This window comes from Blautia massiliensis (ex Durand et al. 2017) (assembly GCF_051861785.1).
GTDB classification, from domain to species: Bacteria; Bacillota; Clostridia; order Lachnospirales; family Lachnospiraceae; genus Blautia_A; species Blautia_A luti_A.
The window spans coordinates 1,307,501-1,331,438 of sequence record NZ_CP146725.1 but is presented as its reverse complement, the minus strand read 5'-3'; the positions used below and the strand labels follow the sequence as shown (position 1 = coordinate 1,331,438).

General features: G+C 46.3%; 26 protein-coding genes and 1 other RNA gene (1 of these 27 only partly in view). 24 read left to right on the top strand and 3 right to left on the bottom strand.

Annotated elements, in window-relative coordinates; translation table 11 throughout:
• Positions 1-26 precede the first annotated feature (26 nt).
• From V9W66_RS06405 to V9W66_RS06340, 14 genes are all read left to right on the top strand, one after another.
• Complete coding sequence (locus tag V9W66_RS06405; protein WP_144100274.1) at positions 27-1,460, top strand: MFS transporter; 1,434 nt, start codon at positions 27-29, stop codon at positions 1,458-1,460.
• A gap of 93 nt (positions 1,461-1,553) precedes the next feature.
• The gene (locus tag V9W66_RS06400; protein WP_144093153.1) at positions 1,554-2,480 is read left to right on the top strand and encodes a nucleoside hydrolase; all 927 of its coding nucleotides are present in this window, start codon (positions 1,554-1,556) and stop codon (positions 2,478-2,480) included.
• A 19-nt stretch (positions 2,481-2,499) separates the two neighbouring features.
• Complete coding sequence (locus tag V9W66_RS06395) at positions 2,500-3,414, top strand: ROK family protein (protein ID WP_144093151.1); 915 nt, start codon at positions 2,500-2,502, stop codon at positions 3,412-3,414.
• An 88-nt stretch (positions 3,415-3,502) separates the two neighbouring features.
• The gene (locus V9W66_RS06390; RefSeq protein ID WP_144093149.1) at positions 3,503-4,906 is read left to right on the top strand and encodes a glycoside hydrolase family 1 protein; all 1,404 of its coding nucleotides are present in this window, start codon (positions 3,503-3,505) and stop codon (positions 4,904-4,906) included.
• A gap of 144 nt (positions 4,907-5,050) precedes the next feature.
• Positions 5,051-5,353 carry an urease subunit gamma gene (gene ureA / locus V9W66_RS06385; RefSeq protein WP_021977982.1) on the top strand — a complete coding sequence of 101 codons (303 nt, stop codon included), beginning with the start codon at positions 5,051-5,053 and terminating at the stop codon, positions 5,351-5,353.
• 12 nt (positions 5,354-5,365) lie between these two features.
• On the top strand, positions 5,366-5,725 hold the full coding sequence (gene ureB, locus V9W66_RS06380) for an urease subunit beta (RefSeq protein WP_144093147.1): 360 nt from the start codon (positions 5,366-5,368) through the stop codon (positions 5,723-5,725).
• A gap of 12 nt (positions 5,726-5,737) precedes the next feature.
• On the top strand, positions 5,738-7,459 hold the full coding sequence (ureC, locus tag V9W66_RS06375) for an urease subunit alpha (RefSeq protein WP_144093145.1): 1,722 nt from the start codon (positions 5,738-5,740) through the stop codon (positions 7,457-7,459).
• A 110-nt stretch (positions 7,460-7,569) separates the two neighbouring features.
• Complete coding sequence (locus V9W66_RS06370; RefSeq protein WP_144093143.1) at positions 7,570-8,076, top strand: AmiS/UreI family transporter; 507 nt, start codon at positions 7,570-7,572, stop codon at positions 8,074-8,076.
• Positions 8,077-8,094: 18 nt separating this feature from the next.
• Positions 8,095-8,574 carry an urease accessory protein UreE gene (locus V9W66_RS06365; RefSeq protein ID WP_144093141.1) on the top strand — a complete coding sequence of 160 codons (480 nt, stop codon included), beginning with the start codon at positions 8,095-8,097 and terminating at the stop codon, positions 8,572-8,574.
• Between the two features lie 9 nt (positions 8,575-8,583).
• Positions 8,584-9,297: an urease accessory protein UreF gene (locus tag V9W66_RS06360; protein WP_330575244.1), complete on the top strand. Its 714-nt coding sequence runs from the start codon at positions 8,584-8,586 to the stop codon at positions 9,295-9,297.
• Positions 9,298-9,317: 20 nt separating this feature from the next.
• Positions 9,318-9,926 carry an urease accessory protein UreG gene (gene ureG, locus V9W66_RS06355; protein ID WP_144093139.1) on the top strand — a complete coding sequence of 203 codons (609 nt, stop codon included), beginning with the start codon at positions 9,318-9,320 and terminating at the stop codon, positions 9,924-9,926.
• 17 nt (positions 9,927-9,943) lie between these two features.
• Positions 9,944-10,750 (top strand): urease accessory protein UreD, encoded by an 807-nt coding sequence (locus V9W66_RS06350; RefSeq protein ID WP_243121607.1) that lies wholly within the window; start codon positions 9,944-9,946, stop codon positions 10,748-10,750.
• A 196-nt stretch (positions 10,751-10,946) separates the two neighbouring features.
• The gene (gene tadA, locus V9W66_RS06345; protein WP_279231243.1) at positions 10,947-11,507 is read left to right on the top strand and encodes a tRNA adenosine(34) deaminase TadA; all 561 of its coding nucleotides are present in this window, start codon (positions 10,947-10,949) and stop codon (positions 11,505-11,507) included.
• A gap of 122 nt (positions 11,508-11,629) precedes the next feature.
• A complete protein-coding gene (locus tag V9W66_RS06340) occupies positions 11,630-12,067 on the top strand; it encodes a GatB/YqeY domain-containing protein (RefSeq protein ID WP_022426683.1) in 438 nt (145 codons plus the stop codon).
• 94 nt (positions 12,068-12,161) lie between these two features.
• Here the strand turns inward: V9W66_RS06340 and ffs are convergent.
• Positions 12,162-12,423, bottom strand: an RNA gene (gene ffs, locus V9W66_RS06335) — signal recognition particle sRNA large type.
• A gap of 63 nt (positions 12,424-12,486) precedes the next feature.
• On the bottom strand, positions 12,487-12,861 hold the full coding sequence (locus V9W66_RS06330; protein WP_144093135.1) for a hypothetical protein: 375 nt from the start codon (positions 12,859-12,861) through the stop codon (positions 12,487-12,489).
• A 339-nt stretch (positions 12,862-13,200) separates the two neighbouring features.
• On the opposite strand from V9W66_RS06330, the gene V9W66_RS06325 reads away from it, so the two are divergent.
• The 8 genes from V9W66_RS06325 to V9W66_RS06290 all read left to right on the top strand — a co-directional run bounded on the left by V9W66_RS06325 (position 13,201) and on the right by V9W66_RS06290 (position 20,926).
• Positions 13,201-14,283: a 6-phosphofructokinase gene (locus V9W66_RS06325; RefSeq protein ID WP_144093133.1), complete on the top strand. Its 1,083-nt coding sequence runs from the start codon at positions 13,201-13,203 to the stop codon at positions 14,281-14,283.
• 70 nt (positions 14,284-14,353) lie between these two features.
• Entirely contained in the window at positions 14,354-15,976 is a 1,623-nt protein-coding gene (gene dnaX / locus V9W66_RS06320) for a DNA polymerase III subunit gamma/tau (protein WP_092072216.1), read from the top strand.
• 31 nt (positions 15,977-16,007) lie between these two features.
• Positions 16,008-16,364 (top strand): YbaB/EbfC family nucleoid-associated protein, encoded by a 357-nt coding sequence (locus V9W66_RS06315; RefSeq protein ID WP_015525666.1) that lies wholly within the window; start codon positions 16,008-16,010, stop codon positions 16,362-16,364.
• Positions 16,364-16,960 carry a recombination mediator RecR gene (recR, locus tag V9W66_RS06310; protein WP_015525667.1) on the top strand — a complete coding sequence of 199 codons (597 nt, stop codon included), beginning with the start codon at positions 16,364-16,366 and terminating at the stop codon, positions 16,958-16,960. Before V9W66_RS06315 ends, recR begins: the two co-directional genes overlap by 1 nt.
• Before the next feature lie 87 nt (positions 16,961-17,047).
• Positions 17,048-18,166: a LacI family DNA-binding transcriptional regulator gene (locus tag V9W66_RS06305; protein WP_144093131.1), complete on the top strand. Its 1,119-nt coding sequence runs from the start codon at positions 17,048-17,050 to the stop codon at positions 18,164-18,166.
• A gap of 274 nt (positions 18,167-18,440) precedes the next feature.
• Entirely contained in the window at positions 18,441-19,094 is a 654-nt protein-coding gene (gene fsa / locus V9W66_RS06300; protein ID WP_015525668.1) for a fructose-6-phosphate aldolase, read from the top strand.
• 66 nt (positions 19,095-19,160) lie between these two features.
• Positions 19,161-20,000, top strand: a complete 840-nt coding sequence (locus V9W66_RS06295; RefSeq protein WP_144093130.1) for a transketolase — start codon at positions 19,161-19,163, stop codon at positions 19,998-20,000.
• Positions 19,988-20,926, top strand: a complete 939-nt coding sequence (locus V9W66_RS06290) for a transketolase family protein (protein WP_144093128.1) — start codon at positions 19,988-19,990, stop codon at positions 20,924-20,926. The genes V9W66_RS06295 and V9W66_RS06290 overlap by 13 nt, the downstream gene beginning before the upstream one ends.
• Here the strand turns inward: V9W66_RS06290 and yyaC are convergent.
• Positions 20,899-21,486, bottom strand: a complete 588-nt coding sequence (gene yyaC, locus V9W66_RS06285) for a spore protease YyaC (protein WP_022426512.1) — start codon at positions 21,484-21,486, stop codon at positions 20,899-20,901. The two genes, V9W66_RS06290 and yyaC, sit on opposite strands and share 28 nt — an antisense overlap.
• A gap of 157 nt (positions 21,487-21,643) precedes the next feature.
• Between yyaC and V9W66_RS06280 the strand changes: the two genes are divergently transcribed.
• Positions 21,644-22,906, top strand: a complete 1,263-nt coding sequence (locus tag V9W66_RS06280) for a LysM peptidoglycan-binding domain-containing protein (RefSeq protein WP_144093126.1) — start codon at positions 21,644-21,646, stop codon at positions 22,904-22,906.
• A gap of 66 nt (positions 22,907-22,972) precedes the next feature.
• Positions 22,973-23,938 carry the 5' portion of a DUF5711 family protein gene (locus V9W66_RS06275; RefSeq protein ID WP_227574176.1) on the top strand. Its footprint extends 267 nt past the window's final position, so only the first 966 of its 1,233 coding nucleotides appear in the window; the start codon lies at positions 22,973-22,975; its stop codon lies off the right edge, out of view.

The following is a 23,938-nucleotide window of genomic DNA, read 5'->3' as shown; positions in this document are numbered from 1 at the left end:
CAACATAAAAAAGGTGGAGGAAAGAAATGCAAAAGTTAAAACACGAACCGGCATATTATGAAACAACAAAGTTCAAATGGAGACAGCGTATCGGTTTCGGTATCAGTGATTATGCTTGTAATCTTGCGTACCTTCTTGCTAATACATATCTTCTCTTTTATTACACAAACTGCGCGGGACTTGCAGCCGGCGCTGTTGGATTTATGTTCGTTGTAACAAAATTCATCGATGCATTCACAGACTATATGGTAGGTGCAATGATCGACCGTACCGATACAAAAATGGGACGTTACCGTCCATGGATGCTTTACGGTGCACCGGTCCTTGCAGTTGGTATGGTTCTTCTGTTTTCCGTTCCGACAGGATGGAGCGCAGGTGCAAAGCTTGCATGGGCATACGTAACTTACGTTATCTTCTCATTTGGCTACACTCTGGTAAATATTCCGATGGCACCGATCGTATCTTCTCTGTCAGCATCAGCAACAGAGCGTACCAAGATTTCTACAACACGTACTGTATTTTCAAACCTTGGATCACTGACATCTTCCCTGTTCGTGCTTCCGATGGTATACTTCTTCTCCGGCTCCAAGGATGCAACTGGTGCAGCATTGGCTACCGGATATCGTAACACAAACATTGTGCTTGGAATCATCGTCGTTGTGATCATGGCGATCTGTGTATTCTCCATCGTGGAGATCAATCCTCCGACAAAGTCAGCAGGAAAGAGCTCTCTGATCAAGGATATCGGAAGTCTTGTAAAAAATAAATATTACATCATGTTCCTTGGCGAGGTATTTTTCCTCTTCCTTGGATATCTTTCCATGTATGGTGCAATGCAGTACTATTATACTTACATTGTTGGTGATGTAAGCGGAATGTCACTGGCACTTACTTTACTTACCTTACTTGCAATCCCGACTATGATCCTTGCAGCTTATCTCAATGGTAAGGGAATTGCAAAGATCAAGCTGATCCAGTTTGGAGCGATCGTAGACTGTGTTGGTTTTGCGATTCTGTTTTTCACATCCAATGGAACGATCGCAACAGCATCCCTTGGACTGATCGGACTTGGCTTTGGTTTCCGTTCCAGTATGTTCTTCTCCATGATGCCTGATATCTTTGACTATACAGAGTGGCAGGTAGGAAGAAATCTTGGTGGAACACAGAATGCGATCCAGGGATTTGTAAACAAGGTTTCCTCAGCAGCAGCATCTGCGATCGTATCTGCTCTTCTTGTATGGGGTAATTACGATGCAGCAAAGCTTGATAAGGCAGTAGCAGATGGTATCAGCATTGCAAAGGAGTTCCCACAGACACATACAGCGATCAATTTTGCATTCGGTGGTCTTGCACTTGTAGCTACAATACTTTCTATCGTTGTGCTGATTCCATATGATCTGGATAAAAAATATCCGCAGATCCGTGCAGAGCTGAACCAACGGAATAAAGAAAACGCATAAATTAAAATCGAACAAAAAAGAAAAAATAAGGAGCATCGAAAGGTGCTCCTTTCGATTACCAGAACATCTATTTTATATAAGGAGGAAAATATTATGTGGAATTACGCCTATACAGTACCGGAAAACAAAAAAGTAAGGGTGATCGTACATACAGACTGCAAAAACGAGGCAGATGACCAGTATGCAGTAGCACATCATCTCATGACACCAAGATTCGACGTAAAAGGCCTTGTTGCGGGGCATTTCTGGAAAAATCCGCAGCAATACGGCGAACTTGGTACTGCACAGGCAAGCTACGATGAGATCATCAAAGTCATGGAGCTTATGGGGCTTAAGAATCAGTATCCGGTAAAGCTGGGTGCACCACGCGCCCTTGAAGATGAGAATACACCTATCGATTCCGAGGGTGCAAGATTCATCATCGAGGAAGCGATGAAGGAAGGCAAAAGACCGCTATACATTGCGTGCCAGGGTGCCATTACAGACGTTGCCTCCGCACTTCTGATGAAACCGGAGATCGCAGAGCGTATGACAGTGATCTGGATCGGCGGAGCAGATTATCCAAAGGGTGGATTTGAGTTCAATCTGATGATGGATATCAACGCTGCAAACGTAGTATTTTCCTCCAAAGTGCCGGTATGGCAGGTGCCGATGAGTCTTTATAAAGTGATGGCTGTTTCTCTTGCAGAGCTTCAGCTGAAGGTACGCCCATGTGGAAAGATCGGAAAATATCTTTTTGAGCAGCTGGTGGATTTCAACCATGTAGCAGCCAAGTACGAGATGGACTGGCCACAGGGCGAGATCTGGGGACTTGGTGATCAGGGAACTATCGCCGTTCTGATGGAAGAACTGGAAAAGGTAAGCTACGATATGGTACCTGCACCGAGGATCGCAGAGGATATGACATACATCCATGGTCAGGACAACCGTGAGATCCGTGTTTACAAATATCTGGATGCAAGACTGACACTGGAAGATTTCTTTGCAAAGCTTGCGCTGAATTTTGGCGACGAGAAATAAAGTTTGAGGTAAAATGAAAATGAAAAATTATCTGGTTTTTGATACAGGCGGAACATTTACGAAATATGCATTAATGAACGAAAATGCAGAAATTCTTGAAAAAGATAAGGTTTCCACACCGGACTATCATACAAAGACAAAAGAAGACTATTATGCAGTTCTGGACGGTGTTGTGGAGAAATACAGAAACCGCATTGAGGGTATTGCCATCAGCATGCCTGGTATGCTGGACAACAGGAATGGATATTGTGTAACAGCAGGATATCTTGCATATCTTGCAGGAAGTACTGTTGGCACAGAACTTTCCCGGCGTTACGGAATTCCGGTTTCTGTGGAAAATGATGGAAAATGTGCGGCACTTGCCGAGTTCTGGAGAGGAAGTCTTAAGGGCTGTACCAATGGAGCTGTTGTTGTTATCGGAACCGGTGTTGCAGGCGGGATCATCCTCAACGGAAAGCTTTTCCGCGGAAATCATTTCACCGCAGGCGAATACAGCTATGTATGCACAGAGGCGAAGGAGCCGGCAGAGATGGACAACTACTGGGGAATGACTAGTGGTGCGGAAGGACTTGCAAAGACTGTTGCAAAGCATACAGGAGCGGATTGGCAGATTTACGATGGATTGAAGATATTCGGTCTGGCAAATGAAGGTGATGAGAAAGTTCTGGCAGGTCTGAGAGAGTTTACAGATCGTCTTGCAGTACAGATCTATAACCTGAATATTTATCTGGATCTGGACATCATCGCCATCGGCGGAGGCATCAGCCAGCAGCCGATTCTGCATGAATATCTTCAGAAAAGCCTGGATGAAGTAATGAAGAATATTCCGCTGCGAAAGATAACACCATATGTTCCGGAGCCGAAGATCACAAACTGCCAATTCTACAATGACGCAAATTTAATCGGTGCTTTATATCATTTTATGAACAAATAAGCGGTTATTCCGCTTATTTGTTCATGAGAAAGTAGCGAAGCGGATTCCGAATGTCCGCTTGAATATATCACATAAGGAGGATTCCAGAATGTCATTTCCAAAAAAATTTTTATGGGGCGGCGCAGTTGCTGCCAATCAGTGTGAGGGTGCATACAACGAAGATGGAAAGGGTTTATGCACACAGGATGTAACACCACACGGAATCGTAGGCCCCAGAACGGAAGAGCCTACACCGGATAACATGAAACTTGTCGGAATCGACTTTTATCATCGTTATAAAGAAGATGTGAAATTATTTGCGGAGATGGGCTTCAAGGTATTCCGTACATCCATTGCATGGAGTCGTATTTTCCCTAACGGAGATGAGGAGACACCAAACGAAAAAGGTCTTCAGTTCTATGATGATCTTTTTGACGAGTGCCATAAATACGGGATCGAGCCACTGGTAACGATCTCCCACTATGAAACACCGCTTCATCTTGCAAAAACCTACGATGGCTGGGTAAACAGAAAGATGATCGGTTTTTATGAGAGATATGTGAGAACTATTTTTGCAAGATACGGCAAGAAGGTTAAATACTGGCTGACCTTCAATGAGATCAACTCTGTTCTCCATGAACCATTCTTAAGCGGTGGTATTTACACAGAAAAAGACAAGCTTTCCCAGCAGGATCTGTATCAGGCGGTTCATCATGAACTGGTCGCAAGTGCACTTGCAACAAAGATCGGACATGAGATGATGCCGGATGCAAAGATCGGCTGCATGATCTTAAGCATGCCGACTTATCCGCTGACCCCATGCCCGGACGATGTGATCAAGACTATGGAGAGTGTTCACAAGAACGATTTCTTCGGTGATGTACATGTCCGCGGATATTATCCGGGATATATGAAACGTTATTTCCGTGAAAATAACATTGAGATCAAATTTGAGCCAGGTGATTCGGAAATCCTTAAGAATACAGTAGATTTCGTTTCCTTCAGCTATTACATGAGTATCTGTGAGACAGCAGATCCGGCTCATGTAAAAGGAAAGGGTAATCTTATGGGCGGTGTTCCGAACCCATATCTGGAAGCATCTGACTGGGGATGGCAGATCGATCCGCAGGGTCTTCGCTATGTGCTGAACTACTACTGGGATCGTTATCAGAAACCGTTATTCATCGTTGAGAACGGACTGGGCGCAGTAGACAAGCTGGTAGAGAAGGATGGCGTTATGACCGTTGAGGATGACTACCGTATTGATTACCTGCAGAAACATCTCCTTCAGGTCGAAGAGGCTGTTGAGGACGGCGTAGATGTTATGGGCTACACCTCCTGGGGCTGCATTGACCTTGTCAGTGCATCTACGGCAGAGCTGAAAAAACGCTACGGCTACATCTACGTGGACCGCAACGACGATGGAACAGGTACACTGAATCGTTATAAGAAAAAATCCTTCTACTGGTATAAAGATGTGATCGCTACCAATGGTGAGTCACTTCACAAATAATCTGGCTGCTTGACTTTCCGGAAAAAAGCAGATATAATGCATTCATTGACGCAGACAATGGAGTTCGCGAGAGCTTCCGTTGTCTGTGTTTTTTTACTGGACTAAATTAGTAAAGAATAACAGGCGAAAAAGGAGGAAGAAACAATGAGACTTACCCCGAAGGAACAGGAAAAACTCATGCTCCATATGGCCGGAAATCTGGCGAAGGAGAGGAAAGAACGCGGACTGAAACTGAATTATGTAGAAGCGCTGGCTTACATCAGCTCCGAACTTCTGGAACTGGCACGGGATGGCAAAACTGTCGTAGAGCTGATGCAGCTTGGAACCACTATTCTCACAAAGGACGATGTGATGGAAGGTGTGGCAGACATGCTTGGTGAGGTGCAGGTGGAGGCAACATTTCCTGACGGAACAAAGCTTGTGACTGTACACAATCCGATTCAGTAAGGAGGAATTGACATGAAGATTGGCGAAATTATTCCCGCAGACAGAGAGATCGTACTTAATGAAGGGAAAAAAACTACAAAGATCCTGGTTGCCAACAAAGGCGACCGTCCTGTACAGGTAGGCTCTCATTTCCATTTTTTTGAAGTAAATAGATGTCTCTCTTTTGACCGTGAGGCTGCATACGGTTATCATCTGGATATTCCGTCCGGTACTTCTGTCCGCTTTGAGCCGGGAGAAGAAAAGGAAGTGCAGCTGACTGAGATGGGCGGCAGAAAACGCGTATTTGGTCTGAATGACCTGACAAGAGCAAGAGCAGCAGAGGACACCAAGAAGGCCTCCATGGAAAAGGCAGCATTAAAGGGATTCTTATAAGGAGGGACATAAATGAGCGTAAAAATTTCCGGCGAAAAATATGCAATGATGTACGGCCCTACAACTGGTGACAAGGTAAGACTTGCAGACACCAGCCTTGTAGTGGAGGTTGAGAAAGATTACACAACATACGGTGATGAAGTGAAATTCGGCGGCGGCAAAACCATCCGTGACGGAATGGGACAATCTGTAAAAACCTGCAGCCGTGACGGCGATCTGGATCTGGTGATCACCAATGCCCTGATCGTGGATACCACAGGGATCATCAAGGCTGATATCGGAATCAAGGATGGAAAGATCGCAGGGATCGGAAAAGCAGGAAACCCGGATATTATGGACGGAGTGACACCTGGAATGACGGTCGGTGCGTCTACAGAGGCACTGGCGGGAGAAGGAATGATCGTCACAGCAGGTGGTATTGATACCCATATCCATTTCATCAGTCCGCAGCAGATTGACTGTGCGCTGTACAGCGGTGTTACCACCATGATCGGAGGAGGAACAGGCCCTGCAGACGGAACCAATGCAACTACCTGTACACCGGGACCGTGGAATCTCCGTATGATGCTGAAAGCAGCAGAGGAATATCCTATGAATCTCGGATTTCTCGGAAAGGGAAACTGCTCAGATGAGGCTCCGCTGATCGAACAGGTAAAAGCAGGTGCCATGGGACTGAAGATCCATGAGGACTGGGGTGCCACACCGGCAGTTATCGATCATTGCCTGAATGTTGCAGATGAGTATGATGTACAGGTTGCGATCCATACAGATACTTTAAATGAGGGTGGATGCGTGGAGGATACTCTTGCTGCGATCGGCGGAAGAACGATCCATACCTATCATACAGAAGGAGCCGGCGGCGGACATGCACCGGATATCATCCGTGCCGCAGCAGCGGGAAATGTTCTGCCATCCTCCACAAACCCGACCATGCCATATACCGTAAATACCCTGGATGAGCATCTGGATATGCTGATGGTATGCCATCATCTGGACAAAAAGATCCCGGAGGATGTGGCATTTGCAGATTCCCGTATCCGTCCTGAGACCATTGCTGCAGAGGATGTCCTCCATGACATGGGAATTTTCAGTATGATGAGCTCTGACTCCCAGGCTATGGGCCGTGTAGGTGAGGTTATCACACGTACCTGGCAGACAGCCAGCAAAATGAAGGATGAGCGAGGAGCCCTTCCGGAGGACGAGGGAAAAGGAAATGATAATTTCCGTGTAAAACGTTATATTGCCAAATATACCATCAATCCTGCCATTACACACGGAATTTCCAGCTATGTAGGCTCTGTTGAGAAGGGAAAATTCGCAGATCTTGTTCTGTGGAATCCTGCATTTTTCGGAGCAAAGCCGGATATCATCATCAAGGGCGGTATGATCATCGCTTCCAAGATGGGCGATGCCAACGCATCGATCCCGACTACACAGCCGGTAATGTATCAGCCGATGTTTGCAGCACATGGAAAAGCAAAGAACGAAGCCTGCCTTACCTTTGTTTCCCAGGCTGCATATGAGGCAGGGATCAAAGAAGCCTATGGACTGGAAAAAACAGTAGTTCCTGTAAAAGGCTGCAGAACTATCGCCAAGAAGGATATGGTATTTAACAGCCGTACACCGAAGATCACGGTAGATCCGGAAACCTATGAGGTAACAGTAGACGGGGAGACTATAACTTCCAAGCCTGCGGAAAAGCTTCCGCTTACACAGCTCTACAATCTGTTCTAAACGACACAGCAATTATCATTCTTTGTCCGGGCAGCAGTCCCCTGGTGTTCGCAGGAAGACTTCGGGACTGCCTCCGGACTGACTGACTTTACCATAAGGAGGAGAAACAGATGTTAGGAGTATGTCTTTTGTTTGTGGGAATCGTTCTGATCAATAATGGAATGTGCACCTTATATAATGTAGACGGAAAATCCACTGCAGTTATGAATATCTTTACAGGTGGACTTTCGCTGTTTATCAATTTTGTGAATCTGGTACAGGGGAATTATTATGCGGCAGGAACAGGTCTTCTGTTCTGCTTTACCTACCTGTTTGTAGCTTTTTCCAAGATCCTGAAGCTGAGTCCGATCCCATTTGCGTGGTTTTCCACATTTGTAGCTGTTAATGCGGTAATATTTGGAACGATCGAAGGATTTCTGGGAAGTAAAGCACTGGGGATCGCACCGGATATCCGCTGGGCGGGAATCTGGTATCTCTGGGCAATTCTCTGGGGAACCGCCTTTGTGGAAGATATCATGGGCAAAAAGCTCGGAAAATTTGTTCCGGTGCTCCAGGTGATCGAAGGCGTGATCACGGCCTGGGTGCCGGGAGTGATGCTGCTCCTTGGAGTATGGTAGGAATAGAGGAGAAAATTTATGCTTTGTGAAAAAATTCTGGGAAAATTAAAGGATTTTGATCTGACCGGAAAAACGGTGGAATATGTGGATATTGAGTGGCATGAGGCATTTAAAAGGATCCACAGAAAAACCACGGACAGCGGTCGGGAAGTAGGGATCCGTCTGGATGATTCTGTACTCACAAGAGGACTTTTTCAGGATGATGTGATCTACGCAGATGAAAATCGGGTGATCGCAGTGAATACACCACCCTGCGAGGTGATAGAGGTATCTCTGGAGCCGGGACATGAAAAATATGTGGCGAAGGTCTGCTATGAGATCGGAAACCGCCATGCACCGCTTTTCTGGGGAGATCAGGAAAACACATTTATTACGATCTACAATGAGCCGATGATGGTCATGCTGGAAAAGCTTCATGGTGTAAAGGCAGAGAAAAAAACTGTGAAGCTGGATTTTGACCGCAGGATCTCAGCTGCTATACATAATCATCATCACTGAGGAAGCCATATGGACAAAATGAAAGAAATCCGCCGCTTTTTTCTGCTGCAGGTAAACGATGCTCTTTTTCCAATAGGAGGCTATTCCCATTCCCAGGGACTGGAGACATATATCCAGAAGGGAATCGTGCACGATGAAAAAACAGCGGCAGAATATATCAGCAGAAAACTGAAATTGAACCTGGCCTGTACCGATCTTCTCGGAGTACGTCTGGCTTACGAGTATGCACAGAAGGAAAATGTGGCGGCACTGGATACTCTGGAGGAGATCCTTGGGGCATCCAGAATCCCCATGGAGCAGAGGGAAGCATCCAGAAAAATGGGCTCTCGTTTTACAAAGACGATCTGTAAGCTGCCCCAGGAAAATATCCCTATGGAAAAAAGGAAGATCTTTGAAGAATATCTGGAAGCCCGGAAGGGGAAGCCTGTAAGCCATTGCTGTGCATATGGAGTTTTTTGTGCAGCGCTGGGAATTGAGGAAGAGGAAACTCTGTATCATTATCTCTATGCCCAGACCTCTGCAATGGTGACAAACTGTGTAAAAACCATTCCGCTGAGCCAGAGTACAGGACAGGAGCTTCTGTGTGGATGCTATGAGGAATTTGAAGAAATACTGTCCTGTATTTTGGACTGTACAGAGGATGACCTCTGTCTGTCGGCTCCGGGATTTGATATCCGGGGAATCCAGCATGAGAAGCTTTATTCCAGACTTTATATGTCGTAAATCAGAGAGGAGCGATTTTTATGTCATATGTAAAAATCGGTGTTGCCGGACCGGTCGGCTCCGGAAAAACAGCATTGATCGAAGCTTTATCAAGAAAGATGGCAGGTGATTATAGTATCGGTGTTATCACAAATGATATTTATACCAAGGAGGACGCACAATTCCTTGCAAAGAACAGTGTACTCCCGGTAGAGCGCATCATCGGTGTAGAGACAGGCGGATGCCCGCATACAGCGATCCGTGAGGATGCATCCATGAATCTGGAGGCTGTGGATGAGATGATGGAACGATTTCCGGATATCCAGATCCTTTTTATTGAGAGCGGCGGAGATAATCTTTCCGCAACCTTCAGTCCGGAGCTTGTAGATGCAACTGTTTTTGTTATTGATGTGGCTGAGGGAGACAAGATTCCGAGAAAAGGCGGTCCCGGTATCACAAGATCCGATCTTCTGGTGATCAATAAGATCGATCTTGCGCCGTATGTAGGTGCAAGCCTGGAGGTAATGGACCGGGATTCCAGAAAAATGCGTGGGGAAAGGCCTTTTGTTTTTACAAACATCCGCGGAGATGAACATGTGGATACCGTTGTGGAATGGATCAAAAAAAATGTGCTTCTGGAAGATATGTAGGAAAGGCGGAACAACCTTTGACAGAAAATAAATTTGGAAAATTGTCCAGACTGTTTCTGCGGACCGGTTTAAGAGAAGGAAAAACGATTCTGGAGGATGTGTCTTTTACAGCGCCTTATAAGATCATGAATCCTTTTCCCAGGAAAGACGGAGGAATCTCCGTGATGCCTTTGTGCGCATCCGCAGGGATCATGGAGGGAGACAGGCAGGAATTTGATTTTTTTGTGACAGAGGGAACCAATCTGGAGTTCCTGTCACAGTCTTTTGATAAAGTCCATAAAATGAAGGAAGGGGAGGCTGTTCGCCATGTGAAGGCACAGGTGGAAAAGAATGCTGTTTTTTATTATTATCCACAGCCGGTGATCCCCTATGCACAGTCAGCCTTTGAAAGCACTATGGAATTTGATCTGGCGGATAAAAGCTCCGGGCTGTTTCTGCTGGAGATCATTTCCTGCGGCAGAAAGGCATCCGATGAAAGGTTCCGGTACCGGAAATTTGCTTCCAGAGTAAATATCAGACGGGACGGTCAGCTGATCTACCGTGATAACACCCGCTATGAGCCCCATAAAACGGACATGGAAGGACTGGGAATGTATGAGGGCTATACTCACATGGCAAATATTTTTCTGAGTGGTCCGGCCATAAATATGCAGGAGCAGATATGGGAAGTCCTGGAAAATGAAAAAGAATGCGAGGGTGGTGTGACTCAGCTGGTGCAGGGGGATCTTGCTGTCCGTATTCTGGGACATCGGGCACAGAAGCTGCAGGAAACAGCCGAGGAAATAAAAGCGATCTTTGAAGAAGCAAATAGTGGTAATGAATAGGAAAACGCTGCAGAAATTAGTGTGGAAAAATTTCTGTGGCGTTTTTTGTGTTGCAAATATCTGTTTTGCAGCAGATTGACATGAAATACCGGAAAAGCTATAATCGAACGGACAGAAGGTTGATAGCAGTCTTAGTTTGAACAGATAGAATCCCGGAGCTTTTTCCGGAATGTGAAGTTACAGGAGGAGTAAAAACGTGACAGATCAGGAACGTTTTATGAAAGAGGCAATCCGCCAGGCAAAAAAGGCCCGTGCATTGGAGGAAGTGCCGATTGGCTGCGTGATCGTGCATGAGGGAAAGATCATAGCCAGAGGCTACAATCGTCGCAATACAGATAAAAATACCTTATCTCATGCAGAGCTTAATGCTATCCGAAAGGCAAGTAAAAAGCTGGGAGACTGGCGTCTGGAGGGATGCACCATGTATGTAACGCTGGAGCCTTGTCAGATGTGTTCCGGTGCACTGGTACAGTCCAGGATCGATGAGGTGGTGCTCGGCTGTATGAACCCGAAAGCAGGCTGTGCCGGATCTGTGATGAATCTTCTTCAGATCGAAGGCTTTAATCATCAGGTAAAGATCACAGAAGGGGTATTGGAAGAGGAATGCTCCGAAATGCTTTCCACATTTTTCAGGGAACTGCGGGAGAAAAAGAAGCAGGCAAAAATCCTGAAGAAGCAGGAAGCAGAGCGCCTTGCCGGGCAGACACAGTCAGAGAGAGCGGAACAGAACAAAAAGTCCCGGGAGATTTACTCTTGACAGAATCCTGTGAAAATATCAAAATAAAATCATAAATGGATTTCACTATTACAGACAGAAAATCCATTCAGGCCAAACGAAAGTCGTCGATACAGGAACGACAGAAAATGGAGGAACAAAAAATGGAACTTGAAGCTTTAAGAAAAGACATGGTAGCAGCAATGAAGGCCAAAGATAAGGTAACAAAGGAAGCAGTTTCCGCACTGATCGCAGCAGTAAAAAAAGCTGCCATTGATGAGGGATGCCGTGATGACATCAAAGGAGAGCTTGTAGACAAAGTTATCCTGAAAGAGCTGAAAACAGCAAAAGAGCAGATCGACACCTGCCCTGCGGAACGTACAGATCTGAAAGAGGAGTATCAGGCAAGATATGATATCATTGCGAAATATGCTCCGAAGCAGATGGATGAAGCAGAGATCAAGGCTTATATCGAGGAGAAATTTGCAGATGTTCTGGCAACAGGAAATAAAGGCCAGATCATGAAGGCAGTTATGGGAGATCTGAAGGGAAAGGCAGACGGCAAGCTGATCAATCAGGTAGTTGCCGGATATTGTAAATAAAATAATAGTACAAAAAATCCCGCCGGATCGGTCATAAATGACGGACCCGGCGGGAATGCTGTTTATATAGAGATCATATATTATAACCTTTTTTACGCGCGCCGCACCTCGGAATGGTCTCACAGACGTTACCTTTACAGTTAACTCAGCCCAGGCACCCTCACGGCACACAAGAGCTTCTGCTTAGTGCTGCTGCATTCCTGCCCTGACACGGTTCACAGATTCCTGTTGCGTAAGACCCAGACGTCAACGCCACTTATAAAGGGCTGCTCTGCAAGATACAAGCCTCAGATTGGCATCACCCCTGCTGTAGCGGATTGCAGGTACAGGGCACCGCTATCTCCCCGGCTGCGCGGAATTTAATTATAGACTCTGAAACCAGATTTGTCAAGGTACAGACCGAAATAAATCAGTTTATATTAAGTGTACAGTACTGTACCGCCCCGTTTTTGGTGTTGCGAAGGGTGAAGCTGATATAGGCGGACTGCTTCGCGGAAAGGTTTCCGATACGGAGCGTGGAAGAAGAAGCTTCCGGCAAGATTGCCTTTTGCACCCTTGCGGAAGGCCTCCGTGGTACTTTTGAAGCTGCTGGAACCGAAGGAGTCCAGTGCGATCACAGATCCTCCGCTGACTATTTTAACATTGGATTTGAGAATGTTCTGTTTAGCAGGAATATTGCTGATCGAGATCTCATCGTATCCCAGGTCCTTTCCGGATGTGGGCATATAAACGATCCGGGTTTTGGAATAATTGATCGCTGCACTGGCGGCGAGAGGAGTCATGGCGCATACCATGGCTGCGGCTAATAAAGCGCAGGATAGTTTTTTGAGGACTTTTTTTCATAGGACGCTCCTTTCCTGGCGAAAATTTTCTGTAAACATACGAAAGTTACTGATAATTTTATCTTACGATGAGATACAGGTAAAGTCAATCAATACACTCGCTGTTTTCATGCTTTTTTGGCTATTGTACACTGCCTGAAAATGCTTTATAATATTATATTGTGTAAAACTCTGTGAAAAGAGAGGATACAGTAGTTGTTCTGCAGAAATACGTCAGGTGGAATATCTGTCTTATATGCAGACAGCAACAAATAAAATGTGCACATAAGAGGGCACAGAATGGAGGACGCTATGATTAAAAGAATCGGTCTGCTGACAAGCGGTGGTGACTGTCAGGCACTGAACGCAACCATGAGAGGCGTTGTAAAGGGTCTGAGCAACAGCGTTGAGAACCTTGAGGTTTATGGATTTGATGACGGATATAAGGGACTGATCTACGGGAAATACCGTATGCTTACAGCCAGGGATTTTTCCGGAATTCTGACTCAGGGCGGAACTATTCTCGGAACATCCAGACAGCCATTCAAACTGATGCGGGTTCCGGATGAGAAGGGACTGGATAAGGTTGAGGCCATGAAACAGACTTACTATAAGCTCTGTCTTGACTGTCTTGTGATCCTCGGCGGAAACGGAACGCAGAAAACCGCCAATCTTCTCCGCGAGGAAGGCCTGAATATCATCCATCTTCCGAAAACCATTGATAATGATATCTGGGGTACAGATATGACCTTTGGCTTCCAGAGCGCTCTGGAGATCGCAACAAATGCCATTGACTGCATCCATACAACAGCTGCATCTCATGGACGTGTATTTATTGTTGAGATCATGGGACATAAGGTCGGAAGCCTTACACTGAATGCCGGTGTTGCAGGCGGAGCAGATGTGATCCTGATTCCGGAGATCCCATACGATATCAATAAGGTTGCAGAAGCCATCCAGAAGCGTAACAAGGCAGGCAAGCGTTTTACCATTCTTGCAGTAGCTGAGGGAGCTATCTCAAAAGAAGATGCAGAGCTTCCGAAGAAAAAATACAAAGAAAAGCTTGCGGAAAGAGCGAAGAAATATCCGTCTGTATCCTATGAGATCGCAGACCAGATCCAGCAGGTGACCGGAAGTGAGGTACGTATCACAGTTCCGGGACATATGCAGCGAGGCGGAGAGCCATGTGCATATGACCGCGTTCTTTCCACAAGGATCGGTGCCGGTGCAGCGCAGGCGATCATGGATGAGGAATACGGTGTTATGATCGGTGTCATCAACGGCAAGATCAAGAGGGTTCCCCTTGCTGAATGCGCAGGCAAGCTGAAGATGGTATCTCCAAAGGATCAGCTTGTAAAAGCAGCCAAACAGATCGGAATCAGTTTTGGCGATTAATGAATTATGAGTCATCTGGCCGCCGCGGGAGTCTTTCCGCGGCGACTGTGGCGAAGAGAAGGAGAGTTTTATGAGTTATACTGCTCTTTACCGTAAATTTCGTCCCGACAATTTTGACGATGTAAAAGGACAGGATCATATTGTGACAACACTGACCAACCAGATCAAGGCGAACCGTATCGGACACGCATACCTGTTCTGCGGAACGCGTGGTACCGGAAAAACTACGGTTGCAAAGATCCTGGCGAAGGCAGTAAACTGTGAACATCCTGTAAATGGCAGCCCCTGCAATGAATGTGCCATGTGCAAGGCCATTCAGGCGGGAACTGCCATGAATGTGATCGAAATCGATGCAGCCTCCAACAACGGTGTTGATAACATCCGTGAGATCCGTGAGGAAGTGGCTTATCGTCCAACAGAGGGCAAATACAAGGTTTATATCATCGATGAGGTGCATATGCTCTCAACAGGTGCATTTAATGCTCTTCTGAAAACATTGGAGGAGCCGCCTTCTTATGTTATTTTTATCCTGGCGACTACAGAGGCCCACAAGATACCGATCACAATACTGTCCAGATGTCAGCGCTATGACTTTCACCGGATATCCATTGATACCATTGCTGCCAGACTTTCCGAGCTTCTGACAGCAGAAGGGGTGGAAGCAGAGGAGAAGGCTGTACGCTATGTGGCAAAAAAAGGCGACGGGTCCATGCGAGATGCCCTGAGTCTTCTGGATCAGTGTATTTCCTTTTATCTGGGACAGGTGCTTACTTATGATAAAGTCCTGGATGTTCTGGGAGCTGTGGATACAGAGGTATTCAGCAGACTTCTCCGAAAGGTTCTTTCCGGCGATGTGACAGGTTCCATCCATGTGCTGGAGGACCTGATCACAGGCGGCCGGGAGCTGGGACAGTTTGTATCAGATTTTACCTGGTATATGCGAAATCTTCTGCTTGTGAAGACTTCCGAAAATCCGGAGGAAGCCATTGATGTTTCTTCTGAGAATCTGAAGCTTCTGAAGGAAGAGAGCGGGATGACAGATGTGGAGACGCTGATGCGTTACATTCGTATTTTTTCCGATCTGTCCAATCAGATCCGTTTTGCAAGCCAGAAGCGTGTATTGGTGGAAATCGCACTGATCAAGCTGTGCAGACCGGCTATGGAGACAAATCTGGACTCTGTTCTTGACAGGCTTCGTGTCCTGGAAAAGCAGATGGAGGAACGGCCTGTGCAGCAGGTGATCGTTCGGGAGAGCGAGGCCGGTGGAGCCGGGGAACCGGGGGCGGCAGTGACCGGTACAGCAACGGTACAGCAGCAGAAACCACAGAAGGCAGCTCCTGAGGATCTTCAGAAGATCGTGGCAGGCTGGCGTGCCATCGTGGGTCAGACTACCGGACTTTTCAAGCAGTCCCTGCAGCGTGCAGTCCCCAAGTATAACGGAGAAACAGGAGATCCCATCCTTTATGTGGAATTCCAGGATTTTCTGGGGATGAATTATGTAGACAATCCGGAGGCGAAGAAAGAGCTTCAGGACATTATTGCTGCCCGGACAGGCAAAAGCGTGGAGATACATATGCTGGTAGCCAACAAACATCAGCACACCAATCTCGCGCAGATCACAGTAGACGATGCACTTCGGGAGAATATCCACATGGATATCGTAGTGGAAGAAGACCCGGATGAGGAGTCATAAATCCGTAAACAAAAAACAGGAGGAAAGTATTATGGCAAAAAGAGGTGGATTTCCTGGCATGGGTATGCCGGGAAACATGAATAATCTTATGAAACAGGCGCAGAAAATGCAGCGTCAGATGGAAGAAAACCAGAAAGCTCTTGAGGAAAAAGAGTTTACAGCAACAGTAGGCGGCGGAGCTGTTTCCGTTACAGTTTCCGGTAAACGTGAAATAACAAAGGTCACACTTTCCGAGGAAGCGGTAGATCCGGATGATATCGAGATGCTTGAGGACATGATCGCGGCAGCAACAAATGAGGCGCTCCGTCAGGTTGAGTCCGAGTCAGCAGCAGTGATGTCCAAACTCACAGGCGGCCTTGGCGGTCTTGGCGGAGGTCTTCCTTTCTGATGGAATATTACAGCAGCCATATCAATAAACTTATTGAGCAGCTTTCCCATCTTCCGGGGATCGGAGCCAAATCTGCCCAGCGTCTTGCATTTCATATCATGAATATGCCGAAGGACCAGGTGGAGCAGCTGACCGCCTCCATTACCGATGCAAGGCAGAATGTTCAGTACTGTAAGTGCTGTTACACGCTGACAGACCAGGAGCTTTGTCCGATCTGCGCCAATCCCAAAAGGGATCACAGCACGATCATGGTGGTTGAGAATACCAGGGATCTGGCAGCATATGAGAAAACAGGTAAATTTGACGGTGTATATCATGTACTTCATGGTGCGATCTCCCCGATGCTTGGGATCGGGCCGGATGATATCAAACTGAAGGAACTGATGAAGCGCCTTCAGGGGGATGTAAAGGAAGTTATTGTGGCAACCAATTCCAGTCTTGAAGGCGAAACGACAGCTATGTACATCAGTAAGCTGATCAAACCGACCGGGATCAAGGTAAGCCGTATCGCCAGCGGAGTTCCGGTGGGCGGTGATCTGGAGTATATTGATGAGGTGACACTTCTCCGGGCACTGGAAGGAAGAGTGGAACTATAACCGGATCAGGTGAAAAATTCCCTGAGGGATTGCAAAAAGTGATAAGCAGCCAGGAAATTTCCCCAGATTATAAAGGAGGTGAGACTGGTGGCAAAAAAGAAAGCAACCTCATCGGATGTGGCAGCACGCGCAGGAGTTTCCCAGGCAACGGTATCCATGGTGCTGAACCGGAAATATAATGTTTCTTTTTCGAGAGAAACTGTGGAGCGGGTGGAGCAGGCGGCCAGAGAGCTTGGCTATGAGCTTCCCGGACGTCGGAAACACAAAGCTGACAGAAAAGAAAAGCTGATCGTTGTTTTCTGCCCCACACTCACCAGTCCCTATTATGTACTGCTGCTTCAGGGGATCGAGGCTGTGGCCAATGAGCAGGGATATGGGGTATTTATCTGCAACACTCAGCGCGATGCGGGGCCGGAAGAAAAATATCTCCGTATGATGCAGACCATGCGGCCGGCAGGGATCATCTATACCTGCAATCCTCATCCGGATTTCCAGCATCAGGTAGAAAAGATCGCAAAAGAAACACCGCTGGTCATCATCAGCAACAAGGAAAAAACAACCACGGTAGATGCTATCAATCAGGACAACACAGTGGTAGGAAGGCTGATGGCCAGACATCTTCTTGATCTGGGGCACACGGATGTGGCATTTATCACGCCGCCACTTACCAGACGGCAGTGGCAGCGCTCCAAGCGTGTGGAGGGCTTTGTCCGCGAGTTTGAAAAAGAGGGAAAAAAGGATCATGTGCTCATCAAGGCGGCAGATGAGTCCAATGACAGAAAGATCCCGCGGATGGATTCCGAGTATGCCATGGGCTACGAGCTGACCATGGAGCTTCTCCAGGAAGGACAGAAATTTACGGCTATCGCAGGACAGAATGACATGATGGCCATAGGCGCCATTGATGCGCTGCATGAAATGAGGATACACGTTCCGAAGGATGTTTCTGTCATAGGGTGCGACAATATTTTTTATTCCGGCATCCGCAGGATCTCCCTGACAACCATTGATCATTTTGTTGCGCTGAAGGGAAGAGATGCCTGTGACATCATCATCCGTAAGATCGACATGAATGATAAATTTTACCTGGATGAAAGACCTGCCAGCCTGTATAATATCGAATATACCCCGAAGCTGATCAAGCGCCGCACGACGGGGTATGCAAGACTGGACAGAAACCAGTCTGATGAACAGAAAAATAAATAATGGCGCAAAAATTATTAATAATAATATATAGAGAGAGTTTCCATGACACATTTGAATAGAAACCTTGTTAGCTACGATAATTACGGCGATATTCGAATTGAGGAAAATGGAAAGAAGCTGTTTTGGGTGAAAAAATTGACAGGCACTATTAATAAAATGTTATTTTATTAATAAAATATTTATTAATAAAAAACAGGTGCCTTGACCCCCGCAATGAGTTTGTTATAATGGAATCATCAAGAAAAAGAACGAACGTAAACAGGAGGAAAAAACAATGAAATTTTTTATCGACACAGCTAAAGTAGAGGATATCAGAGAAGCAAATGACATGGGAGTTATCTGTGGAGTTACAACAAACCCGTCTCTGATCGCCAAAGAAGGAAGAGACTTCAACGAGGTGATCAAAGAGATCACAACGATCGTTGACGGACCGATCAGCGGTGAGGTTAAAGCTACCACAACAGATGCTGAGGGAATGATCCGTGAGGGACGTGAGATCGCAGCCATCCATCCGAACATGGTTGTTAAGATTCCTATGACAACAGAGGGACTGAAGGCAGTTAAGGTTCTTTCTTCTGAGGGGATCAAGACAAACGTTACTCTGATCTTTTCTGCTAACCAGGCACTTCTTGCAGCAAGAGCAGGTGCTACATATGTATCTCCGTTCCTTGGAAGACTGGATGACATCTCCACAGATGGCGTTGAGCTGATCCAGCAGATCGCTGAGATGTTTGCAGTTGCAGATATCCCGACAGAGATCATCGCAGCAAGCGTTCGTCATCCAATGCATGTAACTGCATGTGCACTTGCAGGCGCAGATATCGCTACGGTACCGTTCAAGGTAATTGAGCAGATGACACATCATCCGCTGACAGATGCAGGTATCGCTAAATTCCAGGCTGATTACAAGGCAGTATTCGGTGAGTGATCGAAACCTCTTTTATATACAAATTCCCTGTGAACAGCAGGGCACTAAAAAGGAGACATTAATAACATGGATAAGTTAGAACTTCAGAAAGTTGCCAACGAAGTCCGCAAGGATATCGTAACAGCAGTCCATGCAGCAAAGGCCGGCCATCCGGGCGGATCCCTTTCTGCAGCAGACGTGTTCACCTATTTATATTTTGAAGAGATGAACATCGATCCGAAGGATCCTAAGAAGGCAGACCGTGACCGTTTTGTCCTTTCCAAAGGACATACAGCACCGGGACTCTATTCTGTACTTGCAGAGAGAGGATATTTTCCAAAAGAGGATCTGAAAACACTTCGTCATCTGGGCTCCTATCTTCAGGGACATCCGGATATGAAGCATATTCCGGGCGTTGATATGTCCAGTGGTTCGCTTGGCCAGGGAATCTCTGCGGCAGCAGGTATGGCTCTTTCTGCCAAACTCAGTAATGATGACTATCGAGTATATACACTGCTGGGTGATGGTGAGATCGAGGAAGGCCAGGTGTGGGAGGCAGCTATGTTCGCAGGCTTCCGTAAACTGGACAACCTGGTTGTGATCGTAGATAACAATGGACTTCAGATCGATGGTGACATTGCAGATGTATGCTCCCCGTATCCGATCGACAAGAAATTTGAAGCTTTCAATTTCCATGTGATCAATGTTGCGGACGGCAACGATATGGATCAGCTGAAGGCTGCTTTTGATGAGGCAAGAGCTATAAAGGGTATGCCGACAGCTATCATTATGAAAACAGTAAAAGGTAAAGGCGTTTCCTACATGGAGAACGCAGTAGGCTGGCACGGAAAAGCTCCGAATGATGAGCAGTATGCACAGGCAATGGAAGATCTGGAGAAGGTAGGTGAAGCATTATGTCAGAAGTAAAGAAAATCGCAACGAGAGCAAGCTACGGCAGTGCCCTCATAGAATTAGGAAAAAAACACGAGGATCTTATCGTTCTTGACGCTGACCTTGCTGCAGCTACACAGACAGGTATGTTTAAAAAAGAATTCCCGGAGCGTCACATTGACTGTGGTATCGCAGAGTGCAACATGATGGGCATTGCAGCAGGAATCGCTTCCACAGGTAAGGTTCCCTTTGCAAGTACTTTTGCAATGTTTGCAGCAGGACGTGCTTATGAGCAGGTTCGTAACTCCATCGGATATCCGAAGCTGAATGTAAAGATCGGAGCAACTCACGGCGGTATTTCTGTAGGTGAAGATGGCGCTACACATCAGTGCCTGGAGGATTTTGCCCTGATGAGAGTGATTCCGGGCATGGTCGTTGCAAGTCCTTCTGATGATATCGAAGCAAAAGCTATGGTTGCTGCTGCTTACGAGCATCAGGGACCGGTATACATGAGATTCGGACGTCTTGCTGTTCCGGTTATCAATGACAGACCGGATTATAAATTTGAGCTTGGTAAGGGCATCGTTCTCCGCGAGGGAAGAGATCTTACCATCATCGCAAACGGACTTTGCGTTGCACCGGCTCTTGAAGCAGCTGAGAAGCTTGTAGCAGACGGAATCGATGCAAAAGTGATCAATATCCATACCATCAAGCCTCTGGATGAGGATCTTGTTGTTGCAGCTGCCAAAGAAACCGGCAAGGTTGTAACTGTTGAGGAGCATTCCATCATCGGCGGTCTTGGCGGAGCTGTATGCGAGTGCCTGGCTGAGAAGGCACCGGTACCGGTTAAACGTATCGGAATCCATGATGTATTCGGTGAGTCCGGTCCGGCATTAGAGCTTCTTCATAAATACGGTCTCGATGCAGAGGGTATCTATAAGCAGATCAGGGAGTTCGCATAATCAAGATCAACAGGGGATAAGTCTGTTTCTGCAGGAAGTATCTTAAGGATCCCGCAGGCGATCACATCTGCAAGTGCTACCACGGTGGAGAGCCGGGTAGTCTGCAGGGTAAGCTGCTCCATGATTCCGGCAGTATTTACAATGCCGGTGATATGGATGTCCCCTACAGGTGGAAGATCTTTCTGAACACCAGCACCTGGGTAAAGTGCACCATTTCCAATGGTCACATAGCCCAGGTGTTTTTTTTGTCCAAGAGAAGCGTCTATGGCGATTACAAGGGCGTGTGGATGAAGCCTTGTGATAAGTGATGAAGTTTTTTCCAGGTTCAGGGCATGGACCGGGCAGGAAAGAGTGCCGTAGACAAAAATATGTCCGGTTTCATGAGGATGAAGAAGATGTCCGATATATGGGCCTAAACAATCTCCGGTAACACGATCACTGCCAATGCATAAAAACACGATCTCAGTCCATTTTTTAGGACAGTGAAGAATGCATTTTTTCAGAAGATAAGCAATCTCGCCGGATGAACCGTTTTTTCCGGCATCAATGTAAAAAGCCATGAGAAACCTCGATTCTTTTTTCACTCTATCATATCCTGAAAAAAGGAAAAATATGCATGGTGCGGAATCTGTCGCTAAATTCTGTGGACAGACTCTTACATTCTGCTAAAATCCGCATTTTTACTGTGCTATGCTTGGACAGAAGGAGTGATATGAGATGATAGAAGTCATTTATAAGGAGGACACAACAGAACAGGAAGCCGCACAGGAATCGTTTTCCATGCCTAGAAATGTAAGGCAGATCGGGCTGGCGAACGGAGATTACAGGATTTATATAGAAGATTATGTATACACATTTCTCTGCAGCCTGGCAGAAGATGAAAAGCCGGAAGGCCAGGGAAGTGTGGCGGTACTTACAGGTGAAATTCAATGGACTGCAGATATGACCTGTATTTTTATAAAAGGTGCCATTTCAGCAGACGGCATGGAGGCTGCGGCAGAACATATTGACTTTTCGGAAAAACTCTGGCAGAAACTGCAGGAGGATAAGGATCAGTATTTTCCGGAGCAGGAGATCGTGGGATGGTTTTTTGCACAGCCTCAGATAGCAATGGAGATCCCGGAGCTTTTTGTGAAAGTACATCTCAGACATTTCGGAGGGGAAAAGATCCTGATGCTGATGGATCCTGGAGAACGGGAGGATGCCTTTTTCCGTTATGATGGCGGCATGATGGCAAAACTGAGCGGGTATTATATTTATTATGAGAAAAATTCTCAGATGCAGACGTATATGATCGAACGCAGCCAGAAAGAGGGCGGAGAAGCATCCGAGGAAGTGGAGGACAGGGCTGTCAGAAATTTCAGAAAGATCATAGACAGTAAAAATCCGGAGGAACGGGGAGAAGAGAAAACTTCTGTTTTTTCTTATGCGGCTACGGTGTGTCTGGCACTGGCAGTTCTTGTGGCTGGAGTGGGCTTTTATCGGAATCAGCAGAAAAAAACAGAGGTTCCGGAAGATTATCGCGCCGCTTCTGCTTCGGTGGTGCAGATAACACCTGCAGTAACAGAACCGGTGCGGAGGGTATCGGTTTCGCCAAAGGCGGTGCAGACGCAGAAACCGGTGCAAACACAAAAACCGGTACAGACGCAGGAAGCTGTGCGGGGAACTCCGGTCCCGACGGAAACCACGCAGAAAAGAGAAAAAATCTCAATAACACCGGAACCTCGAAGTTCAAAAAAACAGTCTGTTTCAGAAGCAACGCAAAAAAAGGATAAAAAAACAGAAGAGAAAAAAACAGAAGAGACTTCAGTGACTGCAGAAAATCCTGGAGAAACTTATGTGATCCGCCCGGGAGACACCTTGTATCAGATCAGTCTGAACCGTTATGGCACTGTAGCGGCGATGGAACAGATCTGTGCATTAAACGGAATTTCTGCCAATGAGATCATTTATCCCGGGCAGGTAATTGTACTACCCTGATGGAGTGTGCTATAATAACTGGAAAACCAATTACAAAATAAAATACTTAAGGTAAGGGATACGGTTGTGAATATCATAAAAAAAATACAGAAAAAACAAAAGCGTAAAAAGTTGATGAGGCAAAAAGCCAGGCTTGCACAGGAACAGGCTGCACAGGAAGGCGCTCACTACGGGAGAACTTCTCATCGCCGAAGGATTTCAAGAAAGGGAAAAAAGGTGATCACAGCGGCAGTGATCGCTGCTGCAGTCTGCCTGGTTTTTCTCTATGCAGAAAAAAGAAGCTATCACAGCTATAAAGTATTAAATACAAGCGAACAGGAAGATGTTGTGTCCACACAGTATGTGGACATGGATGGAGATATCCTGAGATACAGTCCGGATGGAGTATCTGTTGTGGACAACAGCATGAATACGATCTGGAATGAAACCTATACAATGCAGAATCCTATTGCAGATGTGAATGGAAGCAGGGCGGTTGTTGCAGACAGCGAGGGAACATCGCTTTATATCTGCGACAAAAAAGGTGTGACCGGAACTGTAACAACATCTTATGCTATTGTAAAAGTGCGGATCGCATCGAATGGAATGGTTGCAGTGATCCTGGACAATGATGATAATACCTGGATCAATTTTTATAATCCGGATGGCAGTCTGGTCGCGGAAAATCTGACTAAGATCGATGATCCGGGATATCCCATGGATGTAGCAGTGTCTGATAACGGAGTGATGATGGTAACATTCCAGTATGTTGATGGAAGCAAGACTACCAGCTATGTGGCATTTTATAATTATGGGGATGTAGGGCAGAATGAGGATGATCGGATCGTAAGTGGTTATACCTATGAGAATGTAGTGATCCCGCAGGTGGAATGTATCAGTGACAGTAAGTATATTGCTTTGCGAGATGATGGATTTTCTACTTACCAGGGAAGCCAGATTCCCAAAGAAAGCAAAACAGTCAATGTAAAACAGGAGATCGTAAGTACATTTTTCAGTGATGACAGGATTGGCCTAGTATTTAAAAACAATAAT